The sequence below is a fragment of the Thalassobaculum fulvum genome (assembly GCF_014652915.1).
Classification (GTDB): domain Bacteria; phylum Pseudomonadota; class Alphaproteobacteria; order Thalassobaculales; family Thalassobaculaceae; genus Thalassobaculum_A; species Thalassobaculum_A fulvum.
In genome coordinates this window covers 228089-254099 of sequence record NZ_BMZS01000003.1, presented here as the reverse complement: position 1 = coordinate 254099, position 26011 = coordinate 228089, and the positions used below count along the sequence as shown (strand labels likewise).

Below are 26011 nucleotides of genomic sequence, written 5' to 3'. Positions count from 1 at the left end.
CGGGACGCGATCATGCTTGACTGGGAAGGCCTGTTCAAACGCTACGTCTGGGACGACCGGACGACGCCGTACCTCGTTCCGGTCGCCCGGCTGAACCGTCGCCAGGCGGACAGCGAGATCCTGGCCTACAGCCTCTTCATGGGCGTCCTGTTCTCGGTCGTGGCTCTCGGCGCGATGAGCGAGATGACCCCGCTCGGTCGCTCGCCGGTCGCGGGGTTCTACGCCTTCACCGTCGTCTGCGCGTGCCTGCTCCTCCACTACACCAAGGCGGTCCCTGCCGCGCTGTATCTCGGCACGGCGCCGCTGGTCGGGCTCGGCTATGTCGCCGTCGCCGGCCGGAACGCCGGCCGCGACCCGATCGACAGCGCGATCGTCGCGGCGATCCTGATCGTCCTGGCCTGGTACTCCTTGCGGCTGGTCAACCTGGCCCGGCGCTACCCGAACCTGCCGGAGAGCGATGCCGCTCCGCCGCGCCGCCGTCTCTTCAAGTGATCCCGGATCGGCATCGCCCCGGGCGCCGCCTGCCGCGCCGCTACCGTTTCCCGGCCCATTTCGCGGTGTTCGCCGCCGCCGTCCCGCTCCTGCTGATCGCGGAAGCGCTCAGCGGCTCCACCTGGAACCTCTTCTGGCCGCTCGCCGCATGGACCGTTCTGGTGACGCTGCACTACTTCGTTGCCAGTGCGTACGACCTCGACAACGCGTGGGTCGACGACCGCGTCACCGACCTTCGCGCCCGCAGCTACGACTTCGACCACATCCAGAACATCGAGCAACGGGTCCGCGAGCACGATGCGTCGGTCACCCCGCCGATCGAAAAACGTCGCGAACCGAAGGACCGGTGATTCGGCGGCCGCCGGGTGGTACCGGCGAACCCTGCAAGGGCTGTCCGGCATCCGGAAGACGGGCGTTCCCGGCCCGGCAAATCGTCAGGCAGGGTTGCGGATTTCCGCCGATTCTCATGACCTGCGACGGCGAACACCCCTATTGCGCGCATGCATCGGGCGTTTTCTCTATTCCGACCGAGTAACTGCCCAATGAGTCGTCATATTTCGTTACGCATCGTGCTGAATCGACGCCGACGCCTCAGATTGTGTACCAAACCTTCTTGAATTCCAGAAATGCGACGGTAACAATGACGCAGCCGTCGCGGCTCCGACTGAAACAGATCGGGGTTTAATCAACAAAAACAAAGTACAAGGCGACGGATCGGCGAAACGGAACCGATCCGATGGGGTCGGTCTTCGACTGGGAGGTAACAGGAATGGCATTCAGGAAGTTGGTGAAGACGGCCGCCCTTCTGGGGTTGGCGACGGGCGTCGTGATGGCGTCGACGGGCGATGCAGACGCCAAGCGGGTCCGCTGGAAGATGCACTCCGCCTTCGGTTCGAAGATCGCCGTGATCGGCGAAGGTGCGGTGAACATCTCCGACACCATCACCAAGGCTTCCGGCGGCGACGTCACGCTGAAGATGTTCGAGCCGGGCGCGCTGGTTCCGGGGACTCAGTACTACGACCCGATCTCCAGCGGCGCGCTGGATGCCGGCTTCGGGACGCCGGGCTATCACGTCAACAAGAACAACGCCTACGCGTTCTTCTCGGCGGTGCCGTTCGGTCCGGGCGCCGGTGAGTACCTGGCGTGGATGCGCTATGGCGGCGGCGAGGAGATCGCCACCGAGATGTATGGCCGCGACCAGATCCGCTACAACCTCTGCGGCGTCATCGCGCCGGAGTCCTCGGGCTGGTTCCGCAACGAGGTGAAGTCGGTCGACGACCTTCGGGGCCTGAAGATGCGGTTCTTCGGCCTCGGCGCCAAGGTCATGGAGAAGTTCGGGGTCTCGACCCAGCTTCTGGCCGGCGGCGACATCTACCCGGCCCTGGAGCTCGGCTCGATCGACGCCACCGAGTTCTCGATGCCGGCGATCGACCGCGACCTGGGCTTCTACCAGATCGCCAAGCACAACTACTTCCCGGGCTGGCACCAGCAGTCGACCCTGAACGAGCTGCTGATCCACAAGCCGTCCTACGACGCGCTCGACGATACCCAGAAGGCCCTGATCAAGGCCTCCTGCGACTCCAACGTGACGTACATGTTCACCCGCGGCGAAGCGATCCAGTTCGCCGCGATGAAGTTCCACCAGGAGAAGGGCGTGACCATCCACCGCTGGTCGGATGACATGCTGGCCAAGTTCGAGGCCGCCTGGAACGAGGTGATCGCGGACGAGATCAAGGACAACGAGGACTCCAAGAAGATCTGGGCCTCGCTGTCCAAGTTCCGCACGGACTATGCGATCTGGAAGGACAACGGCTACCTGAAGTAACCGCTGCCGGACAGGGCTCCGGATTGCAGTTCGCATGATCGCGGTGCCGGCCGAGGCCGGTGGTTGAGGCCGGCACCGCAGCTTTTTGACCAACCCGACCGTGTCGGCAGACCGCCGATATCGTCGGGTGTTCTTTTGAAAGGTCGCCGTTTCGTTTGGTTGTTGAAAACAAAAAACCACTACCTGGGGACGCTCAATGCGAAGTCTGTTGACGGTCGCGGATCGCCTCGAATCGCTTCCGCAGAGATTCGGAAAGCTCGGGGCCTGGCTCATCCTTCCGCTGATCGGGATCATCATGTTCGATGTGATCACGCGGAAATTCCAGTTCATGCAGCAGTGGATCATGTCCACGCCGCTGTACGACATCATGTCGCCGACCAAGCTGCAGGAGCTCGAGTGGCACCTGCACGCCGCCCTGTTCCTGCTGGCTCTCGGCTATGCCTACACGGTCAACGCCCACGTCCGCGTCGATCTCGTGCGGGAAAAGCTGAGCGACCGGGGGCAGGCCTGGGTCGAGATGCTGGGCATCTGCTGCCTCATGATCCCGTATATCGTGGTGGTGCTGTACTACGGCTGGACCTTCGTGCATCAGGCGTGGGAGTCGAACGAGGCATCCGACGCCATGACCGGGCTGTCGCATCGCTGGGTCATCAAGTCGTTCGTCCTGATCGGGCTGCTCCTCGCGCTGATGGCCGGGCTCTCGACGCTGATCAGACAGGTCGTGTTCCTGTTCGGCCCCGAGGAACTCAGGCCGGAGGTCAAGATGAACATGCTGACCAGCGCCGAGGCAGAGCACCTGCCGAAGATCGCGGACACCGACGAGGACAACGACATCGCGAAGCTCGAGGGTCACTACGATGACTCCGAGATCGTGCGGGGAGGCTGAGCCGTGGAGTTCTATTGGGAGGACTATCTCTCCGTCTACATGTTCATTGCCCTGGCATTTGGACTGTTTTCGGGGTTCCCGGTCGCGTTCGTGGTCGGCGGCATTGGCCTGGCGTTCGGCTTCATCGGCGCGATGGTCGACTACTTCTCGCTGATCGAGTTCTACAACATCCTGCCGCGCATCTGGGGCGGGGCCGCCGCCAACCTGGTGCTGGTCGCGGTGCCCTGCTTCATCTTCATGGGCACCATGCTCGAACGCTCGGGCGTCGCCAACGACCTGCTGGACATCCTCGAGATCCTGCTGCGGCGGGTTCCCGGCGGGCTGGCGCTCTCGGTGACGGTCATGGGCACGATCATGGCGGCGACCACCGGCATCATCGGCGCCTCGGTCGTCATGATGACCCTGATGGCGCTGCCGACCATGCTGCGGCAGCGCTATCAGAAGGAACTGGCGACCGGCACCCTGGCGTCCTCGGCGACCCTCGGCATTCTGATCCCGCCGAGCATCATGCTGGTGATCATGGCCGACCTGCTGGCGATCTCGGTCGGCAACCTGTTCCTGGGCGCGATCCTGCCCGGCCTTCTGCTGTCCGGCCTGTACTTCGCCTACATCCTGGTGGTGTCCTCGCTGAAGCCGCACTGGGCCCCGTCGCTGTCCGACGACGTCGGCCCCGACACGACCGGCGAACTGCTGATCATGCTGCTGAAGGGGTTCCTGCCGCCGGTCTTCCTGATCACCCTGGTCCTGGGCTCGATCTTCGCCGGCTGGGCGACCCCGACCGAGGCGGCCGGTGTCGGCGGCTTCGGCTCGATCGTGCTGGCGATCGTCAACCGGAAGCTGACCTGGACGGTCATCAAGGACGTGTGCGAGCGCACCGCCCTGACCTCCGGCATGATCTTCTTCATCTTCATGGGGGCGACCGCGTTCTCCTACGTGTTCCGGTCGCTGGGCGGTGAAGACATCATCATCGAGTTCATCGAGCACCTCGGCTTCGAGGCCTGGGGCCTGCTGTTCGTGCTGATGACGACGATCTTCATCCTCGGGTTCTTCTTCGACTGGATCGAGATCACCCTGATCGTGCTGCCGGTGTTCGCCCCGATCGTGGAACTGATGGATTTCGGCAGCCACGTCGAAGGCCGCGACATCATCTACTGGTTCGCCATCCTGGTGGCGGTGAACCTGCAGACGTCGTTCCTCACGCCACCGTTCGGGTTCGCCCTGTTCTATCTGAAGGGCGTGGCACCGAACTCGGTGAAGATCCAGAACATCTACCGCGGCATCATCCCGTTCGTGGTGCTGCAGGTGATGGGCCTGGTGGCCTGCATGATCTGGCCGCAGATCACGCTCTGGCTGCCCAACCTGGTGCTCGAGTAACCAGCACCAGTTGGTTCGACGCACGGCAAGGGCCGCTCCTCAAGGAGCGGCCCTTCGTCATTGGGGAGTCCCCCCTATTCCGGGCGCGACGGAAGCGCCCGGCCCAGATAACCGGTGTAGTCGGTCTCGACCGGGGCATAGGCGGCGTCGAACAGCGGGCTGGCGATCACGAAGTCGGCGGTCGTCCGGTTGCAGGCCAGGACGATGTTGTAGACGGTCGAGAGCCGGACCAGCGCCTTCACGTCGACGTCGTGCGGCATCGCCGACATCGGGTCGGAGAAGAACACCAGCGCATCGAGCGCGCCGTCGGCGATCAGCGCACCCATCTGCTGGTCGCCGCCGAGCGGCCCGCTCTTCAGGCGGTGCACCGGCAGCCCGGTGCGCTCGGCGATCACCGCGCCGGTGGTGCCGGTCGCCCACAGGTCGTGGACGGCCAGCCGGTCCCGGTTGGCGGTCACCCAGTCGAGCAGGTCCGCCTTCTTCGCGTCATGGGCGACCAGCCCGATGCGCTTGCGCCGGTCCATGCCGCGGCGCCCGGCGTCAGCGGACGAACCTGTCGACGTAGTCGGCGCCGAGCCCGACCTCAGTGTAGTGCTTGCGGCACATGTCCATCTTGGCGAACACGTCCTCGAAGCCGGTGCAATTGCCCTGTTCGTCGACGTAGTACATGCAGCCCGAGATGTTGAAGAACGTGATCATCTCCTCGCAGTCCTCGTCGACCACCAGGGTGTGGGTCTCGCCCGGCGGCTCGAACACGTAGGAGCCCTCGGTCGCGATCCAGTCGTGCTCCAGGTAGCGCCACTGCCCCTTGAGCACGAAGCCGTGCACCGGTGCGGGATGCAGGTGCCGGCTCAGCACGCCGGACTTGCGGACCCGCAGCAGGTTGCACCACCCGCCGTTCAAGGTGTTCAGCATCAGCGGCCGGAACCAGACGTTGGGCGCCTGCGGCACCCAGACCCGCTCGTCCTCAGGGATCGCCTTCTCGACGATCTCCAGGGGCGAAAACGGGTGCGTCGATGCCGGCCGCTCCCGATCGATGACACGCGCGCGCATGGCGGGCTCCTCGGATTGAACTGTCGGGGGCACCATACGCTGGGGCACTGCCACTGTCATGACCAGCGCCGGCAGGACGCTAGTTCCCGGCCAGCAACTCCCTCACCGCCTCGGCCCGCGGGATCGGCGCCACGGCGCCGTATCCGGTGGTCGTCAGCGCCGCCGCCGCGTTGGCGTAGCGGGCGGCCTCGAACGGATCGTCGCCGGCCGCCAGCCGCGCCAGGAAGGCCCCGTCGAAGGTGTCGCCGGCACCGGTCGCGTCGACCGCCGTGACCCGGTTCGGGGCCAGCCGCTCGCGGCGGTCCGCGGTCGCGACCAGGGCCCCCTCGGCGCCGAGCTTCAACGCCACGACGCGCGGCCCGCGGCGCAGATAGGCGTCGGCGATGGCGTCGGGTTCATCGAGACCGGTGAGGATCCGCGAGTCGTCGACCGAGGGCAGCGCCACGGTGCAGCGCTCGATCGCCCCATGCATGACCGCGCGCGCGCGCTCCAGCGACCACAGCTTCAGGCGCAGGTTGGTGTCGTAGGCCACCTCGCAGCCGGCTTCGCGGGCCGCCTCGATCAGCCGGAAGCCAGCATCGCAAGGCCCCTCGCCGACCGCCTGGCTGATGCCGGAGAGCTGGACGACACGCACCCGCGGCAGCAGCCCGAGCGGCAGGTCCTCGGGCCGGTACCGGCTCGCGGCCGATCCCGCCCGGTAGTAGGCGAAATCGCGCCCGGCCGGGCTCGGCGTGATGATGTAGAGGCCGGTCGGTGCTGCCGGATCGGTCCGGACCGCCGAGTGGTCGACGCCCTCCCGCTCCCAGAGCTCGCGCAGCTCGCGCCCGAAGCTGTCGTCGCCGACGGCCGAGATGTAGGCCGTCCGCGCGCCCTGCCGGGCCGCGGCGATCGCGCAGTTCGACGTATCGCCGCCGTAGCCGGGTCGATACGAGGGGGACTCACCGTCGCGGGTGACCCGCGTCAGCTCCATCAGGGGTTCGCCGAAGCAGGCGAGATCGATGTCGCGCGTCGTCATGGCGCGAAAGTGACCGAGGACGGGAAAACCGGCAAGCCGGAACGGCCTGACCTGTTGCCTAGGCCACCGCCCCTGCTAGTGTGATCATCATACCTCTTTGGCCGACCGGCCGCGGACCATCCTGCGAAACGCAGACACATGAGCACCGAAAGCAAGGGACGGAAACCATGACCGAGATCTCGGCAGCGGACCTCGACCGCCTGACCGCGTGGGATACCCCGACGATCTGCAACGCGCTCGAGGTGACGAACCCCGAGCGGCGGGCCACAGGGTTTACGACCGGCCAGATGGTCTGCGCGTTCCCGGACCTGAAGCCGATCTGCGGTTTCGCCCGCACCGCGACCATCCGCGCGATGGCGCCGGCGGTCCGGACCGCCGCCGAGAACCTGGCGGCCCGTCAGGCCTACTACGAGTACGTCGCCTCGAAGCCCGGCCCGACCGTGGTGGTGATCCAGGACCTCGACCCGGAGCCCGGTTTCGGCGCGTTCTGGGGTGAGGTCAACACCGCGATCCACAAGGGCCTGGGCGCCCAGGGCGTGGTCACCAACGGCTCGATCCGCGATCTCGACGCCTGCGCCCCGGGCTTCCAGCTCGTCGCCGGCAAGATCGGCCCGAGCCATGCCCACGTCCACGTCGTCGACCACGGCGGCCAGGTGAACTTGTACGGCATGGTGGTGAACAGTGGCGACATCGTGCACGCCGACCGCCACGGCGCCGTCGTCATCCCGCGCGACTCGGTCAAGAAGCTGCCGGACGCCGTCGAGCTGCTGACCCGCCGCGAGGCGGTGATCCTGGAAGCCGCACGGGCGCCGGGCTTCGACATCGGGAAACTGAAGGCCGCCATGGGCAAGTCGGCCGAGATCCACTAAGGGCGCCGCCGTGGCCAGCAACAAGAAAAAGGTCCTGGTCCTCGGCGTCATCCACCCGGAAGGCATGGCGCTGCTCGAGGGCCGGGACGACGTCGAGTTCGAGGTGCTCACCGACTACTCGGAAGCCAACGTGCTCCGGCACATCGAGGGCGTGCACGGTATCGCCGTCCGGGTGGCGCCGGTCACCCGCAGGATCATCGAGGCGTCGGGTTGCCTCGAGGTCGTGTCGCGCCATGGGGTCGGCTACGACGCCGTCGACGTCGCCGCCTGCACCGACAATGGCGTCCGGCTGACCATCGCGCCGCGCGCCAATGCGCCGTCGGTCGCCGAACAGGCGATGATGTTCCTGCTGGTCCTGGCCAAGCAGCTGACCGCCTTCGACCCGCTGGTCCGGCGCGGCGACTGGGCCCGGCGCGGCGAGCACCAGGCGATCGACCTGGAGGGCCGCACCCTGCTGGTCGTCGGGCTCGGCCGCATCGGCTCGCGCGTCGTCAGGCGGGCCCGGGCGTTCGACATGCGGGTGCTGGGCTACGACCCGTACATCGACCAGGACGCGATCCGCACGATGGGGGCCGAGCCGGTCGCCGACTTCCGGGCCGTGCTCAGCGAGGTCGATGCCGTGACCGTGCACTGCCCGCGCAACGCCGAGACCATCGGCATCGTCGGGGCGGCCGAACTCGCCGCTCTGCGCAAGGGCGCCCTGGTGGTCAACTGCGCGCGCGGCGGCCTGGTCGACGAGGCCGCCCTGCTCGCGGCTGTACGGTCGGGGCAGATCGCCGGCGCCGGCATGGACGTGTTCGATGTCGAGCCGCCGGCGCCCGACCATCCGTTCTTCCAGGAACCCCGGATCCTGATGACGCCGCATTCCGCCGGCGCCAGCCTGGAAGCCCTCAAGCGGTCGGCCTACCAGACCATCGAGAACATTCTGGCCACTTTCGACGGCACGCTCGATCCGGCCGTCGTCGTCAACAAGGAGGTCCTGCAAGGGACCGTTGCGAGCTGAGAGGAAACGCTCATGGAAAGCCGACTGCACAAGGTCTGGGGTGAGAACAAGGGCGCGCTGAACGGCTGGCTCTCGATCCCGTCGACCGTGACCGCCGAGTTCATGGCGATGCAGGACTTCGACAGCCTGACCGTCGACCTCCAGCACGGCCTCGTCGACTACCAGACCGCGCTGACCCTGTTCCAGGCGGTCCAGGGCTACGGGCGCACGCCGCTGGCCCGGGTTCCGTGGAACGAGCCCGGCATCATCATGAAGCTGCTGGACGCCGGTGCGCTCGGGATCATCTGCCCGATGATCAACACGGCCGAGGACGCCAAGCGCTTCGTCGGCGCCTGCCTGTACCATCCCGACGGCTACCGCTCGACCGGGCCGACCCGGGCCGGGCTGCTGCATCCGAACTATTTCGGCGAGGCCAACAGGACCATCATCTCGATGGCGATGATCGAAACCGTGCAGGCCGTCGGCAACGCCGACGCGATCTGCAGCACCCCCGGGTTGAGCGGCATCTATGTCGGTCCGAGCGACCTCGCCGTCTCCATGGGCAAGAGCCCGGGGATGGACCCGACCGACCCCGAGGTGATCGCGAACATCGACAAGGCCCTGGCCGCCGCCAAGAAGGCGGGGATCAAGGCCGGCATCCACTGCCTGACGCCGACCTACATGCGCAAGATGATCGAGAAGGGCTTCGACTTCACGACCCTCAGCTCGGACGTCCGGCTGTTCATTTCGGGCGTGGCCGGCGACGTCAAGACGTTCCGCGATCTCGAGGCCGGGCAATGAGCGGAGTCCGTCATGCGGGCGGCCAGGCGTTCGTGCCGCCGGCCGCCATGGAGGCGCTGGGCCGGGCGATCTTCACGCGGGCCGGCTGCTCCGCGGAGGAGGCCGACCGGATCGCCCGGCGACTCACCGGGGCCAATCTGCGAGGCCACGACAGCCACGGGGTGATCCGCATCCCGCGCTACGTCGAATGGGCCGAGACCGGCCGCCAGGTGCCGAACCAGACGATCTCGATGATCCTCGACCAGCCCAGCTTCGCGATCATCGACGGCAACTACGGCTTCGGCCAGTCGATCGGCGAGCAGACCGTCGACGTCGGCATCGCCAAGGCCAAGGAGCACGGCGTCGCCGTCACGGCGCTGCGCAATTCCGGACACCTGGGGCGGATCGGCGACTGGGCCGAGCGGGTCGCCGCCCACGACGTCGTCTCGATCCACATGGTCAACGTCCGCGGCTCGCTGATCGTCGCCCCGTTCGGCGCGATCAGTCGGCGGATGGGTACCTCGCCGTTCTGCGCCGGCATCCCGGTCGCCGGCGGCGAGCCGATCATCCTCGACTTCGCCACCTCGCTGGTGGCCGAGGGCAAGGCCCTGGTCGCCTACAAGGGCGGCAAGGCACTGCCGCCCGGCTCCCTGGTCAACGCCGACGGCTCCCTGACCAACGACCCCGAGCCGCTGTACGGCGAGGTGCCGCCGGGCGGCTATCCCGACCCGAACAACGGTCCCGGTGCGCTCCGGGCGTTCGGCGACCACAAGGGCTCGGGCCTGAACTTCCTGATGGAGATGATGGCGGGGGCGCTCGGCGGCTCGGGGACCGCCGGCGCGCTCGGCGAGCCGAACCGGCGGCGGTTCTGCAACGGCATGTTCTCGTTCTACGTCGACGTCGCGGCGTTCGATACCGGCAACGCCTTCGCCGACGAGGTGAAGAGCTACGTCGAGTTCGTGAAGTCCGCGACCCCGACCGAGCCCGGCGGCAAGGTCCTGGTCCCCGGCGAGAAGGAGCGCGCGACCCTGGCCGAGCGTACCGCCGGCGGTCTGCCGCTGGCGGAAGAGGCCTGGTCCGACATCCTCGACACCGCGCGGCGGCTGGGGATCCCGGACGCCGAGATCGCCGAACTCGTCGGCGGAGCGCCGTAAGCGGCGGGCGGACGGCCCGACCGGGGCACGTGGCGGGGCCTCCGACTACCAGCCCTGCCCGTGCCCTCGACCGCCGGGCCCCGCCGATGCAGATCCGTGCCGGTACCCGAAGCCGCCGCACGACACGCAGGGGGCGGGCTGCCGTACCGCGTGCTCCCCGTACCCGTCGCAGCCCTCGCAGACCGTCGCGGAGACCGTCGGCAGGGTCGCGGCGCTGACGTAGTGCAGGACCACCCGCCCGAGCTGGATGTTCTGGCCGGAGATGATCGTATGCTCGCCGGTGTACACGCGCCGGCGATGGTAGGAAAAGCTCAACCCCGGGCGCGACAGCACCGTTTCGAGCCCGCCGAATCGGGCGAAGTTCGCGTGGTCCTGCGCGGTCAGCAGGTCGCGGATTCCGGCCCCTCCCGTCCAAGCGGCCCGAACCGGGCTCTCGGCGACCAGCCGGCCGGAACCGTCGAACAGCGCGACGCTCATGGGCATCGAGACGATCGCCTCGACGAGTCCCTCCAGCCGCTCGGCGATCGGTTTCTCGCCGATGAGCTTCCAGATCGACCGCTCGTTCGCGAGGCTCGGCCGTTCGCGGCCGCTCTCCCACTTGGAGATCATCGACTGGTTGACGCCCAGCGCCGCCGCCACCGCTTCCTGCGACAGCCCACGTTCCCGGCGGAACTGGCGCAATGCCAAGCCGGTCGGGTAGTTCTCGTCGTGCCAGCCCATCCGCCTTCCCGCTCTCGCCCGCCTCCCATCGACCAGACGAGCAAACTACGGTATTATATTACCTAGCTCCGGTTGTTCCCGTCCACGATCCTATCACACGACCGTCATTACGGCCTTCAGGCCGGCCGCTCACCGCCCGCTACGTAACGTCGCTCCTCCGCATAGTAGCTCTCGAATCCGACGGTCTCGTAGAGCTCCTCGAACGGCATCAGCCGGTCCGCGCCGGGATGATCGCCGCCTGCCATCAGCGCCAGGGCGTCCCGCATCGCCCGGATCGAGGCGTTCAGGAGGGTCAGGCCGAACAGCGCGAGATCGTAGCCGAGCGCCTCGGCCTGCTTGGGCGACAGCAGCGGCCGGTCGGCCTTCTCGACCTGGGCCAGCATGGTCGGCACGGAAACCCGCCGGTTCAGTTCGGCCATCTCCGACTCGGCCTGCGGTCCCTCGAAATACACGATGTCGGCCCCCAGGTCGGCGAACGCCTCGGCCCGCCACAACGCCTCGTCCAGCCCCTCGGGACCGCGGCTGTCGGTCCGGCCGATCACCAGGATGTCGCCGCCGGCCGCCTTGATCTCGGCCCGGGCGTCGAGGGCGGCGCGCAGCCGCGTCAGCGCCTCCTGCCGGTCGACGACCGCCAGCCCGTGGGCGAAGCCGCAGCGCTTCGGATAGACCTGATCCTCGATCATCGCGCAGGCGAATCCGGCCCGGTGATAGCCGTGCACGGTCCGCTTCACGTTGACCGGGTTGCCGAACCCGGTGTCGGCGTCGCCGATCACCGGGATGCGGACGGCCTCGCAGATCCGCCGCCCCTGCCCGGCCATCTCCTCGAACGAGATCAGGCCGGCGTCCGGCAACGCCAGCTGGGTGGCCGAGACGGCATAACCGCTCATGAAGGCGACTTCGAAGCCGGCGCGCTCGATCAGTTTTGCCGACATCGCGTCGAAGCAGCTCGGGACCACCGTCAGGCCCGGCCGCGTCAACAGAGCCCGCAGCTTCGGTGCATGCGTGGTCATGGGTCGTCTCCTCGGTAAGCGCGGCCCGTGCCGCCATTTGCGAGAGACTACTCCCGCGACCGGAAGGCATGCATCCCCGATCGGACCCCCCACCGGCAGCGAGGTGTCACGCCCCCTTCGCCCGCCGGTAGTCGGCCGCCAGCCCGAGCAGCCTCGCCCGGTCGAAGACCCCGAAATGGCTGGGAAACACCCGCGTCGCCGGCAGCGCAGCGAGCCGGGCATGAGTCTCGAGCAGCGCCGGGATCGACGCGCCCGGCACGGTGTCGAACAGCTCGCCGTCATAGATCGCGTCGGCCGCGAACAGGAAGCCGGTGGCCTCCTCGAACAGGCAGAGATGGCCCGGCGAATGCCCCGGCGTGTGCATGACGGTCAGCGTCCGACCGCCGAGCTCGATCCGGTCGCCCTCGTCGACCGTCGAGGTTGCCGGCATCGGCGCCAGCCGCCAGGCCGCGCCGTCGAAGCCGCCCGGCACCGGGTCGAAGACGAGCGCGTCGTAGTCTTGCAGGAACGGCCAGCTCTGCACCGCCTCGGGCGTCGGGTCCGCCAGCACCGGCGCCTCCAGCGGATGGACCAGCCGGTCGGCGAACTGGCCGAGGCCGCCGACATGGTCGAAATGCGTATGGCTGGCGACCGCCACGATCGGCCGGGCGAACAGTTCCGGCACATGGTCTCGCAGCGGCACCAGCCCCCAGCCGGCGTCGAGCACCAGCCGGCGGTCGGCACCGTCGACCACCCAGATCGCGCCGCGGCAGTACGGGTGGGCGTACAGCTCCTCGATCCGCCAGATGCCGTCGCCGTGGTCCTCGACCCGGATCACCCCGTCGTCGCGTTCCTGCATGGCCCTGCCCTCGCCGATCCTGCTCTCGCCGGTACTGCTCTCGCCGTTCGGGCCGATGCTATCAGCCGGCGACGTGGGTCAGGTAGTTGCCGCCGAGAATCCCGGCGATCTCGGTCCCGGCGAAGCCGACGCCCTCCAACTCGGCGACCAGCGCGCCGAGCTGTTCCGGCTGCAGGAAGCTCCAGGGCGGCTCGGGATAGCCGCGCGGCCAGGTCGCCCGGCTGCCGTGGAAGAAGCCGTAGTCGCTGCCGTCCAGGTACATGAAGTCGATGCCGAGCCCGACCCGGTCGGCCCCGACGATGCCGGCGACGTGCGCGGCGTGCCGCGCCATCGCGGCCGGGATGTGGTCGCCCGCGGCCCCCAGGAAGAAGCCGACGCCGTTGATGCCGACATAGCCGCCGCACTCGGCGATCCGACGCAGCTGTTCGTCGGTGACGTTCCGCTCGTGGTCGAACAGCGCGCGGGCGTTGGAGTGCGAGAACAGCGGCGGACGGCCCAGCCCCAGCGCCATCACGTCGAAGGTCGTGCGCTCGCCGCAGTGGCTGAGGTCGACCCGCATGCCGGCCCGGTCCATCCGCTCGACCAGCCGTCTCCCGGCGGCCGACAGGCCGGCGTTCCGCGGCTCGTGGCAACCGTCGGCGAAGGCGTTGGCCGCGTTGTAGGCGAGGATCGCCCGCCGGATGCCGGCCTCGGCGAAGGCGTCGACCAGATCGAGGTCGCCGAGGAACGGGGTCGCGGTCTGGAAATGGAACGACACCGACAGCCGGCCGGCCGCGCGTGCCGCCTCGATGCCGTCGCGGTCGTGGGCAACCGGGATATCCGCCGACCGCAGCTGCGCCCGCAGCCAGCCGAGGGTCGACAGCGCCTGCGCCGCGTCCTCCGTCGCAGCCGCCGCGGTCAGCGAGACGTGGTCGTAGCCGGCCCGGTGCATCCGAGCGAGATAAGCGCCCAGGTCGGAGCCCGGCGGCAGGAATTGTCGGGTCCACGGCAGCAGCCCGTCGCACACCGCCACCTCGGCGAGCGCCGGCCGCGTGGCCCGCCACTGCGGCATCGCGCCCGCCATCCCACCCGGCATCACAGCCCCCAGGCGGCGCGCACCCGCTCGCGGATCCCGGTCAGGCGCTCGACCGGCTCGTTGGCGAACACGAAGCGCAGGTAGCGGCCGGCCTGGTCGTCGGCGCCCCAGCCGGTCATCGGGGTGGCGGCGATCCGGCCCTTGTCGAACAGCCGGGCCGAGGCGTCGGCCGGCGCCATGCCAAGCGCCGCGGTGTCGATCAGCAGCGACCAGCCGCCGTCCGGCCTGACCACCGGCAGGTCCGCCATCTCCGACAGGATCACGTCGCGCCGGCGCCGCCACTCCCGGGTGGCCGCGGCGACCCCGTCGTCGGTCGCCGTCAGCGCCGCCGCCGCCCCCGGCATGGCGATGCCGACCTGGCAGACCACGTTGGTCAGCCCGACCAGCCCGACGTCGTTCATCAGCGGCTTCGGCCCGACGATCCAGCCGACCCGCCAGCCGATCATCCGGTACTCCTTCGACACGCAGCCGACGGTGACCGTGCGCTCCGCCAGCCCGTCCAGCGCGGCCGGATGGATGACCGGGCGGTCGGTGTACAGGATCCGCTCCATGGCGGCGTCGTTCAGCACCCAGGCGCCGGTGCGCTGGACCAGCTCGGCGATCGCCTGCCACTCCTCAGGGGTGTGGACCACGCCGCTCGGCATCGACGGGCTCATGGTCAGCACCGCCCTGGTGCGGTCGGAGGCGGCATCGCGCAGCCTGTCCAGGTCGAGCCGCCAGCCGCCGTCGACGACCCGCAGCGGCACCAGCCGGGGCACCCCGCCGGCCAGCCGGATCCGGTTGAGCAGCCCGGCATAGGCGGGATCGGTGATCACCACCTCGTCGCCCGGCTCCAGGATCGCCAGCAGCACGTTGAGGATCCCGGAGAGCCCGCCGGCCGAGATCACGCACTGGCTCTCCCAGTCGTAGGCGACGCCGGTATCCGCCGACAGCCGGGCCGCCGCCGCCTGCCGCAGCGACGCGATTCCCAGGAACGGCAGGTAGCTGTTGGCGGCGTCGCGGGTGACCGCCGCGACCGTCGCAGCGACCGCCTCGGGCGGCGGCGGGATGTCGGTATCGAGGTTCTCCAGGCGCAGCATCCGGTCGTCACCGACCGCGTCGGCGGCGTTGCCCATGCGGTCGACGCCGATCCCGGGGATATGAGCGAGGCGGGAAACTGTCATCGGATTCTCCAAATTGGATCCAATCTTGAATGCACGGATACAACGTCCCATCCTGCGATTCAACACCAAGCGTCCCGGAGCCCCGATGCCGTCCTCGCCCGCCACGCCGATCCAGCGAACGCCACGACCGAAGGCCGGCGACCAGGTGGCGGCCCTGGTCGAGACCCTGCGCGCGCAGATCGTCTCCGGCGAGCTCAGGCCCGGCGAGCCATTGCGCCAGGAACTGCTGGCCGACCGGTTCGCCACCAGCCGGATGCCGGTCCGCGAGGCCCTGCGGGTGCTGGAGAGCGAGGGGCTGGTGGTGTTGGTGCCGCACAAGGGCGCCGCCGTGGCGCCGCTGGACCCGGCCGAACTCGAGGAGGTCTACGAGATGCGGGTGGCGGCCGAGACCCTGGCCCTGCGGCGGGCGATTCCCGAGCTGTCGAACGCCCAGATCGACCGGGCCGAGCGCATCCAGGACCGGGCCGAGGCGGCGGGGATGCAGGATTTCGGCGCCCTGAACAAGGCGTTCCACACGACGCTGTACGTGCCCTGCGGCCGCCCGCGCCTGCTGGCGCACATCGCGGCCCTGGGCGACGTCGCCGACCGCTACCTGACCTTCACGGCCGGCTCGCTCGACTATCGCGACCGCTCGCACCGGGAGCACCGGGCGCTGCTGGCGGCGTGCCGGCAGCGCGACGAGGCGGCGGCGGTCGACCTGCTGACCCGGCACATATCGGAGGCCGGCAAGACCCTGCTGCGCTACCTCCGCGACCAGCCGGCCGGCGACGGCTGAGCCGAGCCCCGAAACGCAAAACCCCCGCGCCGAGGCGCGGGGGTCTGCCGGATCTTCCTGGCGTCGGAAAGACGCTCAGAACTTCTCCTTGACCTTCAGAACCTGGCGACCGCGGTACATGCCGGTCTTCAGGTCGACGTGGTGCGGTCGGTGCAGCTCGCCGGTATCCGGGCTCTCGACATAGGCGTCGGACTGGATCCGGTCGTGCGCCCGGCGCATACCCCGCTTGGACGGGGAGGTCTTTCGCTTCGGAACGGCCATCGTTCGCACTCCACAAGAAACGCGTCGCTGCGGGCGAGCCCGCAACGGAGCGCGCGTTATACGGGCTCGCGTTCGGCGATGCAAGGGCGCTTGCGCACCCGCGGCTCAGATGCGGTCGAGATCCCGGAGGAACCCGATCAGCCGGGCGCTGACCTCGTCCGGCCGCTCCTGCTGGGTCCAGTGCCCGCAGCCCGGCAGGACGACCGTGTCCCGGAGCCCGGGCACGAACGCCGGCAGGTTCGCCAGCAGGCGCTCCATGCCCTTGAAGGTGTACACCAGGTCGCGGTCGCCGACGATATAGAGCGCCGGAACCGTCACCTGCGCCCCGGCGAACGCCCCGAGCAGTTCCCAGCTGCGGTCGATGTTGCGGTACCAGTTGAGGCCGCCGGTGAAGCCGGTCCGCTCGAACTCGGCGACGTAGAAGTCGACGTCGGCCTCGGTCAACCAGGACGGCGGGTGGCCCGGATCCGGCAGGCGGTCCAGGAACCCGCCACGCCGCGGCACCATGGTGATGTCGCCGGTTTCGGCCGAATCGCCGGAGGCGCCGTACAGCACGCCGCGGATAGTTGCCCGGACGTCGCGCTGCAGTTCGGCCTCGGCGGCACCCGACTGCTGGAAGTAGAGCTGGTAGAACCACTCGTCCCCGGTCTGCGGCATGCCCGCGGTCGGCCGGCCCGAGCCGCGCGGCCGGAACGGCACGCTGAGTCCAGCGACGGCGCGGAACCGGTCCGGCCGCAACAGGGCGGCGTGCCACGCCACCGGTGCGCCCCAGTCGTGGCCGACGATCACCGCCTGCTGCTCGCCCAGCGCGTCCAGCAGCCCGACCATGTCGCCGACGAGGTGCAGCAGCGTGTACTGGCCCGGGGCAGCCGGCCGCTCGGTCCCGCCATAGCCCCGCATGTCCGGCGCGACCGCGCGGTAGCCCGCGGCGGCCAGTGACCGGAGCTGGTGCCGCCAGGAGTACCAGGACTCCGGAAACCCGTGGCACAGCAGCACCGGCGGCCCCTCGCCGGCCTCGGCGACGTGCATGCGGATGCCATTCGCGCTGACCGTCGAGTGCTTGATGTCCATCGCGGCATCTCCCCCGGTGCGACACGTGCCGACGTCCGCTATGGTCGCACGGCCCGGCCGGCCGATCCATTTTTGGGCCGCCCGAACCCTGTCACACGACGGTCACTTGCGCGCCTGCCCGCAGGGGCACTATCGCTCTCTTCCCCATTGGTTTCGAACCTCGCCATGAGCCTGACCTTCAGCAATGCCCGCCTCGTCCTGAACGACCGCGTCGCCACCGGCACCCTGGCGATCGCGGACGGCCGAATCGTGCGGGTCGACGACACCCCGGCGGCGCCGGCCGGCGCGCTGGACCTGGACGGCGACTTCCTGATGCCCGGCCTCGTCGACCTGCACAGCGACAACGTCGAGAACCACTACCAGCCGCGGCCGCAGGTCTACTGGGACCCGGTCTCGGCGGTGATCAACCACGACGGCGAGGTCGCATCGTCCGGGATCACCACGATCTACGACGCCCTCTGCCTCGGGCTGACCGAGAAGGGCGAACTGCGGGCCCAGCACCTGCGACCGATCGTCGGCGGCGTCGCCGAGGCCCGGGCGGCCGGCATGCTGCGGGTCGACCACCGGGTCCACCTACGTTGCGAGGTGATCGGCCCGAAGGTGCTCGACCAGCTCGCGACTTTCGACGACGACCCGCTGATCGGGCTGGTCTCGGTGATGGATCACGCGCCGGGCCAGCGCCAGACTGCCGACATCGACGTCTGGTTCCGCATGCGCCGCGAGGTCGACGGCTTGAGCGAGCAACAGGCCCACGCCGATTTCGAGCGACTGACCGCCGCCTCGCGCGAGCTCGGCCCGCGCCAGCGCCGGGCGGTCGCGGCCTGGGCCGCCGGTCGCGGCTTGGGGCTGGCCAGCCACGACGACCAGACCGAGGACCATGTCGCCGAGTCGGCGGAGATCGGCTGCACCATCGCCGAGTTCCCGACCACGCTCGAGGCCACCCGGGCGTCGCGGCGGCTCGGCCTGCGGGTGATGATGGGCGGGCCGAACCTGGTGCGCGGCAGGTCGTCCTACGGCAACGTCACGGCCCGCGACCTCGCCGCCGCGGACCTGCTCGACATCGTCTCCTCCGACTACGTCCCGGCCAGCATGCTGCACGCGGCCTTCACGCTGGCCTCGACGGTCCAGGGATGGAACCTGCCGCGCGCAATCGCCACCGTCACCTCGGCTCCTGCCGAAGCCGCCGGCCTCGCCGACCGCGGCCGGATCGCCGTCGGGCTGCGGGCCGACCTGATCCGGGTCCGGGTGATCGACGGGCGGCCGGTGGTCCGCGGAGTCTGGGTCGCCGGCGAGCGGGTGGCGTGATCGCCCGCCGCCGGCTTCTGGCATTGGCCGCAGCCCTTGCCGCCACGGCCTGCAGCGGGCCGGTGCCGCCCTGTGTGCCGCGGATCGTCGTCGACGTCGGGCACACGCCGGACGCGCCGGGCACCACGAGCGCTGCCGGGATCGACGAGCTGACGTTCAACCGCCGGTTCGCGGCCCGGCTGGACGAGGCCCTCCACGCGCTGCTGCCGCCGGGCGGGACGGCCACCGTGATCGAGACTGCCGATCCCGACCCGCGCCTGGACCGAAGGGTCGCCGCGCTGGCCGCCGCCGCCCCGTCGCTCATCCTGTCGGTGCACCACGACTCGGTGCAGGAGCGCTACCTCACCCGCCGCACCGTGGATGGGCGGGAGCAGACGCAGACCGACGCCGCCGCCGGCTTCTCGCTGTTCGTGCCGGCCGACACCGCGGTGGCCGCGGACAGCCGGCAGGCCGCAACGGCCATCGCCGACGCGCTGCTGGCGATCGGCGAGCGCCCCAGCCTGCACCACGCCGAGCCGATCGACGGCGAGAACCGGCGACTGCTCGATCCGGCGCGCGGCATCTATGCCGGCGACTTCCTGAAGATCCTGCGCACGGCGGCGGCGCCGGCGGTGCTGCTCGAGGTCGGCGTCATCAAGAACCCTGCCGAGGAGCAGCGACTCTCGGATCCGGAGACGATCGGGCGGATCGCCGGCGCGGTCGCGCGCGCGGTCGCCGCCTCACCCTGTCGCTGATCCATCCGTTCCCGCCTCGACGGCCTCCGGCTCGAATCGGTAGCGGAAGTCGCAGTGCGTGGCGCCGCCCATGATGGTCTGGGTCCGCTCCAGGGTGATCCGCGGGTCGAAGCCCTGGCAGAACGTGCCGTCCCGCCCGCAGGACAGCAGGTGGCCGATCTCGCCCAGCCCCATCTCCCGGTACATCTCGGAATAGCGGCAGCGGGTGACGTTGAAGTCGAGGCGGTCCGCACCCCGGTCGACATGCTCGATCTCCAGCGCGCCGCCCGCGGTCCAGTGCCGCTGGATGTCAGCGAAGCCGTCGAGCCCGAGATTGCCGCCGGACGCCTCGGCGAAGCTCCTGCCCTGGGCGATCGCCGCCTTCTCGATCGCCGCCCCCAGGATCGCCTGCGCGGTCTCGACGCCCAGGCGCGCGACCATCTCGTCGTAGATCGGCTTGATGACCCGTGCCTCGATCCGCCGCTGCTCGAGGATCGGCAGCGGCTCGTTCCCTGCGCTCATGATCGCCCTCCGCTAGATCTGGTCCTGGCCGACCGGCCGCGACAGCCGGCGGTCGGCCTCGCTCACCTCGTCGACAACCGCCGCCACCGACGGCCGGGCGGACGCCCGCTCGTACCATGCCCGCAGATCGGGGACCGCGTCGAGGCGCGGGCCGCCCAGGCGCAGCGAGTACATGATGCTCATGACCATCGCCACGTCGGCGATGGAGAACTCGCCACAGAGATACGGGCCGTCGAGCCTTTGCTCGACCAGGCGATACAGGCCGGCCAGTTCCTGCTCGGCCCGGGCGGCTTCGTCGTCGAGCTGCCGGCGGCGGACCGGGTCCGGGCTCTCCGGCTCGGTCCGGTACATCAGCCGGCTGAGCGGCTTCAGCAGGATCTCGTCGGCGGTGAGTTCCAGCAGCCGACAACGGGCGCGCGCCTTCGGGTCCCGCGGCATCAGCGGCGGCTCCGGATACGCCTCGTCCAAGTACTCGAGGATCACGGTCGAGTCGAACAACGCCAGGTCGCCGTCGACCAGCACCGGGACCTGGCCCTTGGGGTTGGCGGCGATCACCGCCGGGTGCTTCGGTGCGTATCCCTCGGTCTGGGAGAACGCCACCATCTCGCGCTCGTACGACAGGCCTTTCTCGGTCAATGCGATCTCGACCTTCCGGGAGAACAGGCTGAGCGGTCCGGAATAGAGTTTCAACGCTTGGCTCCGTCGCGATTGTGACGGGAACATACCAAGAACACAATTGAGCTCAAAGGTCTACCGCGCGCTGTAGCCGCCGTCCATCAGCAGGTCGGCCCCGGTCATGAAGCTGCTCTCGGGCGAAGCCAGGAACACCGCCCCCTTCGCCATCTCCTCCGGGCGGCCGAGCCGGCCGAGTGGGTGCATCGGCTTGCCCCACTCCTCCTCGGCCCGTTCCGGGCTGCCGTGCCGCGAGAACAGCCGGTCGGTGGCGGTGCCGCCCGGCGACAGCGTGTTGACCCGGATTCCGTCGGCAGCGTGGTCGAGCGCCATCACCTTGGCGAGCTGTACGAGCCCGCCCTTGGTCGTGCAGTAGGCGGCGCTGCCGGGGTTGCCGACCCGGGCCATCTGCGAGGCGGTCAGGATGACCGAGCCGCCGCCGGCCCGCTTGAGGTGCGGGATGCCGTGCTTGCAGAGGTGGAAGGCGCCGGTCAGGTTGACCGCCAGGGCCTGGGCCCAGTCGGCCTCGTCCAGGTCCTCGACCGTGGCGGCCGGGGTCAGGGTGGCGGCGTTGGCCACCAGGATGTCCAGGCCGCCGAAAGCCTCGACCGCGGCGTCGACCGCATCCAGCACCGAGTCGGTCGACCGCACGTCGCAGTAGCCGCCCTCGGCCTTGCCGCCGCCGGCGCGGATGGCGGCGGCCACCGCCTCCGCCTCGCCGCCGTGCAGGTCGGCACACCACACCGCCGCCCCTTCCGCGGCGAACGCCTCGACGATCGCCTTGCCGATGCCGCGCGCCGCTCCCGTCACGATCGCCGCCTTGTCCGCCAGGCGGTTGGCACCGGCATCGGCCATGTCACTTCTCCTCGGCTGGGGTCACGATGCCGCCGGACACGGAGCGCGGGTCCCGCAGGGTCCAGCGCCCGCTCTCGACGGTGTGCAGGAAGTCCTCGACGACGGCGTTGAACAGCGCCGGCTCCTCGAGGTTCATGGTGTGGCCGGTCTTCGGCAGCACCGAGAGCGCCGACGACGGGATGTTGCGCTTCATGAAGTTGCCGGGATCGAGGCACGGCTCGTCCTCGTCGCCGTTCACGATCAGGGTCGGCACGGTCAGCGCCTGCATCTCGTCGACCAGGTCGTAGAGCGACGGCCGGCGGGCCTGAACGCCGCGCATGGTGTTGGCCGAGCCCAGGGTCGAATGCTCGCAGAGCTGGGTCTCGAACTCCTTCCAGCCGCGCGGGTCCTTGGCCTGGAATTGCACCCGGGTCGGGCCGATGGCGTAGCTCTTTCCGACCACCGCCATGCCCTCGGCGGCGATCCGGGCGGCGGTCGCCTCGGTCTCCTTGCGGAACTGTTCGCGCTTGTCGGCCTGGGCACCGTAGCCGCAGCCGGCCACGGTCAGCGACAACGCCCGGTCGGGATACCGGAAGCCGAAATGCAGGGTCGCGAACCCGCCCATCGACAGGCCGACGATGTGGGCGGCGTCGATGCCGAGGCCGTCCAGGACCGAGCGGATGTCGTCGCGGGCCCGGTCCTGGCTGTAGGCCTCCGGGCTCTCCGGCACGTCCGAGGGCGGATAGCCGCGCGCGCAATAGGTGATGCAGCGGTAGCGCCGCCCGAAATGCCGCATCTGCGGCTCCCACGACCGCCAGTCGCCGGCGTACTCGTGGACGAACACGATGGGCGTGCCCTCGCCGACCTCCTCGAAATACAGCTTCACCCCGTCGTCGGTCGTGACGTGCGGCATGGCGCGGACCCTCCCCGGCTCGGTTGTCGAACATGGAACACCCCCGCGGACGCGAGGGCAATGGGCGGGACCCCGATCATGCCCGGCGGCGACGGGACAGGACCAGGGCCAAAGTGCCGGCGAACAGGCCGGCCCCGGCGAACGCGACCACCACCGCGGTCAGCGCCGGCAGCGGCCCGGCGATCAGGTGCAGGGCCAGGCAGAAGCTGGCGTACACCACCATCGACGGCTGCGCGGCGTTCAGGGTGGCGGCGGTGAACTCGCGCCCGTAGTGGCCGTACAGCATCCAGCCGGACGCGGTCAGGGTGGTCGGAAACCCGAGCAGGAAGCCGGACCAGACCGGGCCGAGCCACGGGCTGGCGGTCGCCACGCCGGCCACCACGAGACCGGCGACCACGCCGCGCACGATCACGAAGCCCCAGCCGGCCGCCCCCTTGCCGCCGCTCGGTCTGCCGATGTCGCGCCGTCGCAGCAGCCAGGCCAGCAGCGCCCCGCCGCCGGCGCCGGCCATCGCCCACGGCACGGTCGGCGGCAGCGCCTCGGTCAGCAGTGCCCAGGCGGTCCAGGCGCAGACCGCGGCACCCAGCGACAGCAGGAACCCGCCGAATCGCGCGGCATGCACCCAGGCGGTGCAGAACAGCAGGACCGCCCCGGTGATCGCGAAGGCGGTCAGCGCCCCCCGGCTGACGAACGCCGCGTCCTGGTCGAGGGCGATGAAGAAGAACCCGGGGCCGGCGTTGACCGGCAGGGTGATCAGCACGCTGGTCAGCACCGGACCGGCGCGCTGGGCCAGTCGGCCGGCGGCGACGATCACCGCGGCGGTCGCCAGCGCCTTCCAGAGGATCGCGACCAGCAGCAGCACAGGGGTCAGGCCGCCACCACCAGGTCGACCAGCCGGCGGGCGTCGTCCAGAGTCTCCAGGTCGTCGACCATGGCGATCAGGGTCTCGGCATTGGCCGTTGGAACCGGCCCGGCGGCGAAGCCCAGGTTGGTGCGGAACTTCGCCAGGTGCGCCTCGCGGGTCAGCGGCTTGGCCGGGTTGCCGTACACCACCGGGATCGAGCGCGACACCGTCGCCCCGGAGCGCAGCCGCACCTCGACCGTCACCGGCGTCAACGCGTTCGGGTCCGGGTTGCCATTCGGCGCGATCGCGACGCGGCCGGCGAGATCCAGGGTCTCCGGGTCGTTCAGGGCGGCCTCAGTGAAGTCGTCGACCCCGAGCGTTCCGTTGAGCAGCAGGCGGGCCGACGCATAGGCGCCGCACAGCCGCGCGTAGTTCTGGGTCATGCCTCGCTTCGGCGGGCGACCGATCAGGTGGTTGATCAGCGGCGGCACCGACGCCGACACCGCCTCGACCTCGGCGCCGGCAAACCCGTGCTCGGCCGTCAGCTCGCGCAGCGCGTCCATGATGCCGTGGGTGGCGCGGCCGCTCGGGAACGGCTTGTGGGCGACCTCGGCGATCCGCCAGACCCGACCCAGCTTGGCGGTCAGCGCCGCGGCGTCGTAGTCGCCCTCCATCAGCTTCAGATAGCCGAACGGCCCCTCCAGGGTGCCCCGCAGCCCCGGGATGCCGGCCTCGGCCAGCCGCACGGCGGTCACCGCGTTGCGAGCGTTGAAGCCGACCTGCATGGCCAGCAAGGGCGAGCCTTCGGTGTGCGCCTGCATGGTCCCGCCGGCCTGGGCGTAGTACAGGCCGAAGGCGTCGAGCAGCCGGTCGCGATCGAGCCCGATTGCGACGGCGATCGCCGCGACCGCCCCGAAGCCTCCACCGACCGCCGGCCGGAAGAACCGCAGGCCGTTGTTGACCGCCGCGCCGATGTGGCAGGCGACGTCGACCCCCAGGATCACCGCCCGCAGCAGCGCCCGGCCGTCCACCGACCCGCGCGCTTCGGCCTCCGCCATCAGCGCAGCGAACGGCACCGCCATCGGGTGCAGCACCGCCTCCTCGTGGATGCAGTCGAACTCGGAATTATGGATCAGGTAGCCGTTCAGCCCGGCCGCCGCCGGCGCCGGCAGCATCTCGCCGGTGCCCCAGACCCGCGCCCCCTCGCCGGGGGTCATGGCCTGCGTCGAGCCGATCCACTCCCGCACCCACGGCGCCCTGGTTCCGGCGAGACCGACGCCGAGGCTGTCCAGGATGAAGATCTTGGCGGCCCGGATCGCGTCGGCCGGGATGTCCTCGTACCGGGTCGAAACGACGTGGTCGGCAAACCGCTCAATGGCATCGGTCATGAAGGGTCCCTGGCTGGTCGATCGAAGCGACTTGGGGTGGCTGCATCACGGCGGCCCTCGGTCGGTCCGCGCGGTGGCGAGCGTAGCAGCTTGCCGAAATCGCCGGAAAGCGGCTCACGGGGCCGGTATTGGAACAAGCGCGTTTCGTTCGCGGCTTCAGTCCGCGCGGTCTCCAGACTCTTGCCGATGACGGAGGATACCGGTTGAACTAGCATGTTCTAAAGTACGAGCCCACCCTCGCGACCGCTGGGGACCCGCACTTCAGTGACGCCATCGAGCAGGAACGAGCGCCCGCCGCAGCCGGAACTGAGCGCCATCGACCACGTCCTGGACCCCCGGTTGCGCCGGTTCCTTCGCTATTATCTCGACCTGCGGAACGGCCGCCGGGTCCCGTACCGCCATCAGATCTCGCCGCTCGACTTCCCGGACCTGCTCGGCATCGTGTTCCTGTACGAGTTCGATGCGGCCAGCCAGGACTTCTACATCAGACTGGCGGGCGAGCAGATCGCGCAGATGCTGCGCACCGCCCGCGCCGGCGCGAAGCTGTCGGAGGTATTCCCGGCGGATGTGTTTCCGATCGTGCTGGAGCGCTACCGCCGGATCTGCCTGACCCCGTGCGTCATGCACAATGTCGGGCAGGTGTTCCGGTATCTCGGCGGCACCGGCACCGGCGAGCGGATCGCCATGCCCCTGCTCGGCGAGGACGGCGAGCCCGGCTATTTCCTGGGGGCCACGACCTACAGCCTGGCGCACGACCATGGTCCCGGAGACGACGACACGCCGGTCCGGATCACCTACACGCCGCTCTGAGCGACCGCGCCGTCACTCGCCGGCGGCCGGAACCGCCCCGGATCCATCGCTCCGAAGCTCGGCGAAGGCCTGCCGGAGGATCGCCACCGCCGACCTCAGGAACAGTCCAGCCATGGCGGCGGCGACGATGACGTCCGGCCAGCCGGATGCGGTCAGCCAGACGGCGCCGCCCGCGCCCACCACGGCGACGTTGCCGATCGCGTCGTTGCGCGAGCACAGCCACACCGAACGCACGTTGGCGTCGCCGTCGCGCCAGCGGAACAGGATCAGCACGCTCGCCACGTTGGCGGCCAGTGCCAGGAACCCGACGCCCGACATGACGAACGCCTCCGGTACGCCCAGCACGAAGCTCTGCCAAACCGTGGCGGCGAGCACGCCGACGCCCATGGCGGCCAGCGACAGCCCCTTGAACACCGCCGCCCGTGCCCGCCACGCGATCGGCCGACCGATCACCCAGAGGCTCAGGCCGTAGGTCAGGCTGTCGGCCAGGAAGTCCAGCGAATCCGCGGCCAGCGCCATCGAGCCGGACAGCGCGCCGGCACCCAGCTCGACCGCGAACATCGAGGCGTTGATGGCGATGACGGCCCACAGCGCCCGGCGGTAGCCGGCCGACAGGCCGTCGAACTTCACGTCGGTTCCGCAACAGGACATCCGCGGAGCATGGAGA

30 protein-coding genes are annotated in these 26011 nt (G+C 69.8%); 13 read left to right on the top strand and 17 right to left on the bottom strand.

What is annotated here, in order from left to right; genetic code table 11:
• Positions 1-12 precede the first annotated feature (12 nt).
• The 5 genes from IE246_RS07590 (at position 13) to IE246_RS07570 (ending at position 4577) form a co-directional block, all read left to right on the top strand.
• Entirely contained in the window at positions 13-492 is a 480-nt protein-coding gene (locus IE246_RS07590) for a hypothetical protein (protein WP_189988362.1), read from the top strand.
• Positions 489-842, top strand: a complete 354-nt coding sequence (locus IE246_RS07585; RefSeq protein ID WP_189988361.1) for a 2TM domain-containing protein — start codon at positions 489-491, stop codon at positions 840-842. Before IE246_RS07590 ends, IE246_RS07585 begins: the two co-directional genes overlap by 4 nt.
• A gap of 419 nt (positions 843-1261) precedes the next feature.
• The gene (locus IE246_RS07580) at positions 1262-2317 is read left to right on the top strand and encodes a TRAP transporter substrate-binding protein (protein WP_189988360.1); all 1056 of its coding nucleotides are present in this window, start codon (positions 1262-1264) and stop codon (positions 2315-2317) included.
• Positions 2318-2513: 196 nt separating this feature from the next.
• Entirely contained in the window at positions 2514-3203 is a 690-nt protein-coding gene (locus tag IE246_RS07575) for a TRAP transporter small permease subunit (RefSeq protein WP_189988359.1), read from the top strand.
• Between the two features lie 3 nt (positions 3204-3206).
• Positions 3207-4577: a TRAP transporter large permease gene (locus tag IE246_RS07570; protein WP_189988358.1), complete on the top strand. Its 1371-nt coding sequence runs from the start codon at positions 3207-3209 to the stop codon at positions 4575-4577.
• Positions 4578-4651: 74 nt separating this feature from the next.
• On the opposite strand, the gene IE246_RS07565 is transcribed toward IE246_RS07570, so the two are convergent.
• The 3 genes from IE246_RS07565 to IE246_RS07555 form a co-directional block, all read right to left on the bottom strand.
• Positions 4652-5101, bottom strand: a complete 450-nt coding sequence (locus IE246_RS07565; protein WP_189988357.1) for a methylglyoxal synthase — start codon at positions 5099-5101, stop codon at positions 4652-4654.
• 16 nt (positions 5102-5117) lie between these two features.
• A complete protein-coding gene (locus tag IE246_RS07560; RefSeq protein WP_189988356.1) occupies positions 5118-5630 on the bottom strand; it encodes a 2,4'-dihydroxyacetophenone dioxygenase family protein in 513 nt (170 codons plus the stop codon).
• A gap of 79 nt (positions 5631-5709) precedes the next feature.
• Positions 5710-6645: a sugar kinase gene (locus IE246_RS07555; protein WP_189988355.1), complete on the bottom strand. Its 936-nt coding sequence runs from the start codon at positions 6643-6645 to the stop codon at positions 5710-5712.
• A gap of 167 nt (positions 6646-6812) precedes the next feature.
• Here IE246_RS07555 and IE246_RS07550 point away from each other — a divergent pair, with 167 nt between their 5' ends.
• From IE246_RS07550 to IE246_RS07535, 4 genes are read left to right on the top strand one after another with little or no spacing between them, the layout of a single operon-like run.
• Entirely contained in the window at positions 6813-7514 is a 702-nt protein-coding gene (locus IE246_RS07550; RefSeq protein WP_189988354.1) for an RraA family protein, read from the top strand.
• Between the two features lie 10 nt (positions 7515-7524).
• Positions 7525-8517 (top strand): hydroxyacid dehydrogenase, encoded by a 993-nt coding sequence (locus IE246_RS07545; protein WP_189988353.1) that lies wholly within the window; start codon positions 7525-7527, stop codon positions 8515-8517.
• A gap of 12 nt (positions 8518-8529) precedes the next feature.
• A complete protein-coding gene (locus tag IE246_RS07540) occupies positions 8530-9297 on the top strand; it encodes an HpcH/HpaI aldolase family protein (protein ID WP_189988352.1) in 768 nt (255 codons plus the stop codon).
• Entirely contained in the window at positions 9294-10430 is a 1137-nt protein-coding gene (locus IE246_RS07535) for an Ldh family oxidoreductase (RefSeq protein WP_189988351.1), read from the top strand. Before IE246_RS07540 ends, IE246_RS07535 begins: the two co-directional genes overlap by 4 nt.
• A gap of 45 nt (positions 10431-10475) precedes the next feature.
• On the opposite strand, the gene IE246_RS07530 is transcribed toward IE246_RS07535, so the two are convergent.
• The 5 genes from IE246_RS07530 to IE246_RS07510 form a co-directional block, all read right to left on the bottom strand.
• Positions 10476-11150 carry a helix-turn-helix domain-containing protein gene (locus IE246_RS07530; protein WP_189988350.1) on the bottom strand — a complete coding sequence of 225 codons (675 nt, stop codon included), beginning with the start codon at positions 11148-11150 and terminating at the stop codon, positions 10476-10478.
• 116 nt (positions 11151-11266) lie between these two features.
• Entirely contained in the window at positions 11267-12160 is an 894-nt protein-coding gene (locus IE246_RS07525; protein ID WP_189988349.1) for an isocitrate lyase/PEP mutase family protein, read from the bottom strand.
• Positions 12161-12266: 106 nt separating this feature from the next.
• On the bottom strand, positions 12267-12998 hold the full coding sequence (locus IE246_RS07520; protein WP_189988348.1) for an MBL fold metallo-hydrolase: 732 nt from the start codon (positions 12996-12998) through the stop codon (positions 12267-12269).
• A 61-nt stretch (positions 12999-13059) separates the two neighbouring features.
• The gene (locus IE246_RS07515; RefSeq protein ID WP_189988347.1) at positions 13060-14049 is read right to left on the bottom strand and encodes a dipeptidase; all 990 of its coding nucleotides are present in this window, start codon (positions 14047-14049) and stop codon (positions 13060-13062) included.
• 23 nt (positions 14050-14072) lie between these two features.
• Positions 14073-15236 (bottom strand): pyridoxal phosphate-dependent aminotransferase, encoded by a 1164-nt coding sequence (locus tag IE246_RS07510; RefSeq protein WP_189988346.1) that lies wholly within the window; start codon positions 15234-15236, stop codon positions 14073-14075.
• Positions 15237-15321: 85 nt separating this feature from the next.
• On the opposite strand from IE246_RS07510, the gene IE246_RS07505 reads away from it, so the two are divergent.
• On the top strand, positions 15322-16011 hold the full coding sequence (locus IE246_RS07505; RefSeq protein WP_189988345.1) for a GntR family transcriptional regulator: 690 nt from the start codon (positions 15322-15324) through the stop codon (positions 16009-16011).
• 75 nt (positions 16012-16086) lie between these two features.
• Here IE246_RS07505 and rpmF read toward each other — a convergent pair whose 3' ends face one another.
• The gene (rpmF, locus tag IE246_RS07500; RefSeq protein WP_189988344.1) at positions 16087-16272 is read right to left on the bottom strand and encodes a 50S ribosomal protein L32; all 186 of its coding nucleotides are present in this window, start codon (positions 16270-16272) and stop codon (positions 16087-16089) included.
• Between the two features lie 105 nt (positions 16273-16377).
• On the bottom strand, positions 16378-17343 hold the full coding sequence (locus tag IE246_RS07495; RefSeq protein ID WP_189988343.1) for an alpha/beta fold hydrolase: 966 nt from the start codon (positions 17341-17343) through the stop codon (positions 16378-16380).
• 165 nt (positions 17344-17508) lie between these two features.
• Between IE246_RS07495 and IE246_RS07490 the strand changes: the two genes are divergently transcribed.
• Positions 17509-18648 (top strand): alpha-D-ribose 1-methylphosphonate 5-triphosphate diphosphatase, encoded by a 1140-nt coding sequence (locus IE246_RS07490; protein WP_189988342.1) that lies wholly within the window; start codon positions 17509-17511, stop codon positions 18646-18648.
• Positions 18645-19382 carry an N-acetylmuramoyl-L-alanine amidase family protein gene (locus tag IE246_RS07485; protein WP_189988341.1) on the top strand — a complete coding sequence of 246 codons (738 nt, stop codon included), beginning with the start codon at positions 18645-18647 and terminating at the stop codon, positions 19380-19382. The genes IE246_RS07490 and IE246_RS07485 overlap by 4 nt, the downstream gene beginning before the upstream one ends.
• Here the strand turns inward: IE246_RS07485 and IE246_RS07480 are convergent.
• From IE246_RS07480 to IE246_RS07455, 6 genes are all read right to left on the bottom strand, one after another.
• Positions 19368-19883 carry an L-2-amino-thiazoline-4-carboxylic acid hydrolase gene (locus tag IE246_RS07480; protein WP_189988340.1) on the bottom strand — a complete coding sequence of 172 codons (516 nt, stop codon included), beginning with the start codon at positions 19881-19883 and terminating at the stop codon, positions 19368-19370. The two genes, IE246_RS07485 and IE246_RS07480, sit on opposite strands and share 15 nt — an antisense overlap.
• A 12-nt stretch (positions 19884-19895) precedes the next feature.
• The gene (locus IE246_RS07475; protein ID WP_189988339.1) at positions 19896-20573 is read right to left on the bottom strand and encodes a glutathione S-transferase family protein; all 678 of its coding nucleotides are present in this window, start codon (positions 20571-20573) and stop codon (positions 19896-19898) included.
• 60 nt (positions 20574-20633) lie between these two features.
• Positions 20634-21410 (bottom strand): SDR family NAD(P)-dependent oxidoreductase, encoded by a 777-nt coding sequence (locus IE246_RS07470; protein ID WP_189988338.1) that lies wholly within the window; start codon positions 21408-21410, stop codon positions 20634-20636.
• Position 21411: 1 nt separating this feature from the next.
• Positions 21412-22302 carry an alpha/beta fold hydrolase gene (locus tag IE246_RS07465; RefSeq protein ID WP_189988337.1) on the bottom strand — a complete coding sequence of 297 codons (891 nt, stop codon included), beginning with the start codon at positions 22300-22302 and terminating at the stop codon, positions 21412-21414.
• A gap of 76 nt (positions 22303-22378) precedes the next feature.
• Positions 22379-23164, bottom strand: a complete 786-nt coding sequence (locus IE246_RS07460; protein ID WP_189988336.1) for a hypothetical protein — start codon at positions 23162-23164, stop codon at positions 22379-22381.
• A 5-nt stretch (positions 23165-23169) separates the two neighbouring features.
• On the bottom strand, positions 23170-24534 hold the full coding sequence (locus IE246_RS07455) for an MmgE/PrpD family protein (protein WP_189988335.1): 1365 nt from the start codon (positions 24532-24534) through the stop codon (positions 23170-23172).
• A 264-nt stretch (positions 24535-24798) separates the two neighbouring features.
• On the opposite strand from IE246_RS07455, the gene IE246_RS07450 reads away from it, so the two are divergent.
• Positions 24799-25344, top strand: a complete 546-nt coding sequence (locus tag IE246_RS07450) for a PAS domain-containing protein (protein WP_189988334.1) — start codon at positions 24799-24801, stop codon at positions 25342-25344.
• A 12-nt stretch (positions 25345-25356) separates the two neighbouring features.
• On the opposite strand, the gene IE246_RS07445 is transcribed toward IE246_RS07450, so the two are convergent.
• The gene (locus IE246_RS07445) at positions 25357-25974 is read right to left on the bottom strand and encodes a cation efflux transmembrane domain-containing protein (RefSeq protein WP_373297860.1); all 618 of its coding nucleotides are present in this window, start codon (positions 25972-25974) and stop codon (positions 25357-25359) included.
• Between the last annotated feature and the right edge of the window lie 37 nt (positions 25975-26011).

What these genes read in the sequence shown, in the direction of transcription:
- IE246_RS07590 (WP_189988362.1), top strand. Translation starts at nt 13, where the DNA reads ATGCTTGACTGGGAAGGCCTGTTCAAACGCTACGTCTGGGACGACCGG.
- IE246_RS07580 (WP_189988360.1), top strand. Translation starts at nt 1,262, where the DNA reads ATGGCATTCAGGAAGTTGGTGAAGACGGCCGCCCTTCTGGGGTTGGCG.
- IE246_RS07575 (WP_189988359.1), top strand. Translation starts at nt 2,514, where the DNA reads ATGCGAAGTCTGTTGACGGTCGCGGATCGCCTCGAATCGCTTCCGCAG.
- IE246_RS07565 (WP_189988357.1), bottom strand. Translation starts at nt 5,101, where the DNA reads ATGGACCGGCGCAAGCGCATCGGGCTGGTCGCCCATGACGCGAAGAAG.
- IE246_RS07560 (WP_189988356.1), bottom strand. Translation starts at nt 5,630, where the DNA reads ATGCGCGCGCGTGTCATCGATCGGGAGCGGCCGGCATCGACGCACCCG.
- IE246_RS07555 (WP_189988355.1), bottom strand. Translation starts at nt 6,645, where the DNA reads ATGACGACGCGCGACATCGATCTCGCCTGCTTCGGCGAACCCCTGATG.
- IE246_RS07550 (WP_189988354.1), top strand. Translation starts at nt 6,813, where the DNA reads ATGACCGAGATCTCGGCAGCGGACCTCGACCGCCTGACCGCGTGGGAT.
- IE246_RS07540 (WP_189988352.1), top strand. Translation starts at nt 8,530, where the DNA reads ATGGAAAGCCGACTGCACAAGGTCTGGGGTGAGAACAAGGGCGCGCTG.
- IE246_RS07535 (WP_189988351.1), top strand. Translation starts at nt 9,294, where the DNA reads ATGAGCGGAGTCCGTCATGCGGGCGGCCAGGCGTTCGTGCCGCCGGCC.
- IE246_RS07530 (WP_189988350.1), bottom strand. Translation starts at nt 11,150, where the DNA reads ATGGGCTGGCACGACGAGAACTACCCGACCGGCTTGGCATTGCGCCAG.
- IE246_RS07525 (WP_189988349.1), bottom strand. Translation starts at nt 12,160, where the DNA reads ATGACCACGCATGCACCGAAGCTGCGGGCTCTGTTGACGCGGCCGGGC.
- IE246_RS07520 (WP_189988348.1), bottom strand. Translation starts at nt 12,998, where the DNA reads ATGCAGGAACGCGACGACGGGGTGATCCGGGTCGAGGACCACGGCGAC.
- IE246_RS07515 (WP_189988347.1), bottom strand. Translation starts at nt 14,049, where the DNA reads ATGCCGCAGTGGCGGGCCACGCGGCCGGCGCTCGCCGAGGTGGCGGTG.
- IE246_RS07510 (WP_189988346.1), bottom strand. Translation starts at nt 15,236, where the DNA reads ATGACAGTTTCCCGCCTCGCTCATATCCCCGGGATCGGCGTCGACCGC.
- IE246_RS07505 (WP_189988345.1), top strand. Translation starts at nt 15,322, where the DNA reads ATGCCGTCCTCGCCCGCCACGCCGATCCAGCGAACGCCACGACCGAAG.
- rpmF (WP_189988344.1), bottom strand. Translation starts at nt 16,272, where the DNA reads ATGGCCGTTCCGAAGCGAAAGACCTCCCCGTCCAAGCGGGGTATGCGC.
- IE246_RS07495 (WP_189988343.1), bottom strand. Translation starts at nt 17,343, where the DNA reads ATGGACATCAAGCACTCGACGGTCAGCGCGAATGGCATCCGCATGCAC.
- IE246_RS07490 (WP_189988342.1), top strand. Translation starts at nt 17,509, where the DNA reads ATGAGCCTGACCTTCAGCAATGCCCGCCTCGTCCTGAACGACCGCGTC.
- IE246_RS07480 (WP_189988340.1), bottom strand. Translation starts at nt 19,883, where the DNA reads ATGAGCGCAGGGAACGAGCCGCTGCCGATCCTCGAGCAGCGGCGGATC.
- IE246_RS07470 (WP_189988338.1), bottom strand. Translation starts at nt 21,410, where the DNA reads ATGGCCGATGCCGGTGCCAACCGCCTGGCGGACAAGGCGGCGATCGTG.
- IE246_RS07465 (WP_189988337.1), bottom strand. Translation starts at nt 22,302, where the DNA reads ATGCCGCACGTCACGACCGACGACGGGGTGAAGCTGTATTTCGAGGAG.
- IE246_RS07455 (WP_189988335.1), bottom strand. Translation starts at nt 24,534, where the DNA reads ATGACCGATGCCATTGAGCGGTTTGCCGACCACGTCGTTTCGACCCGG.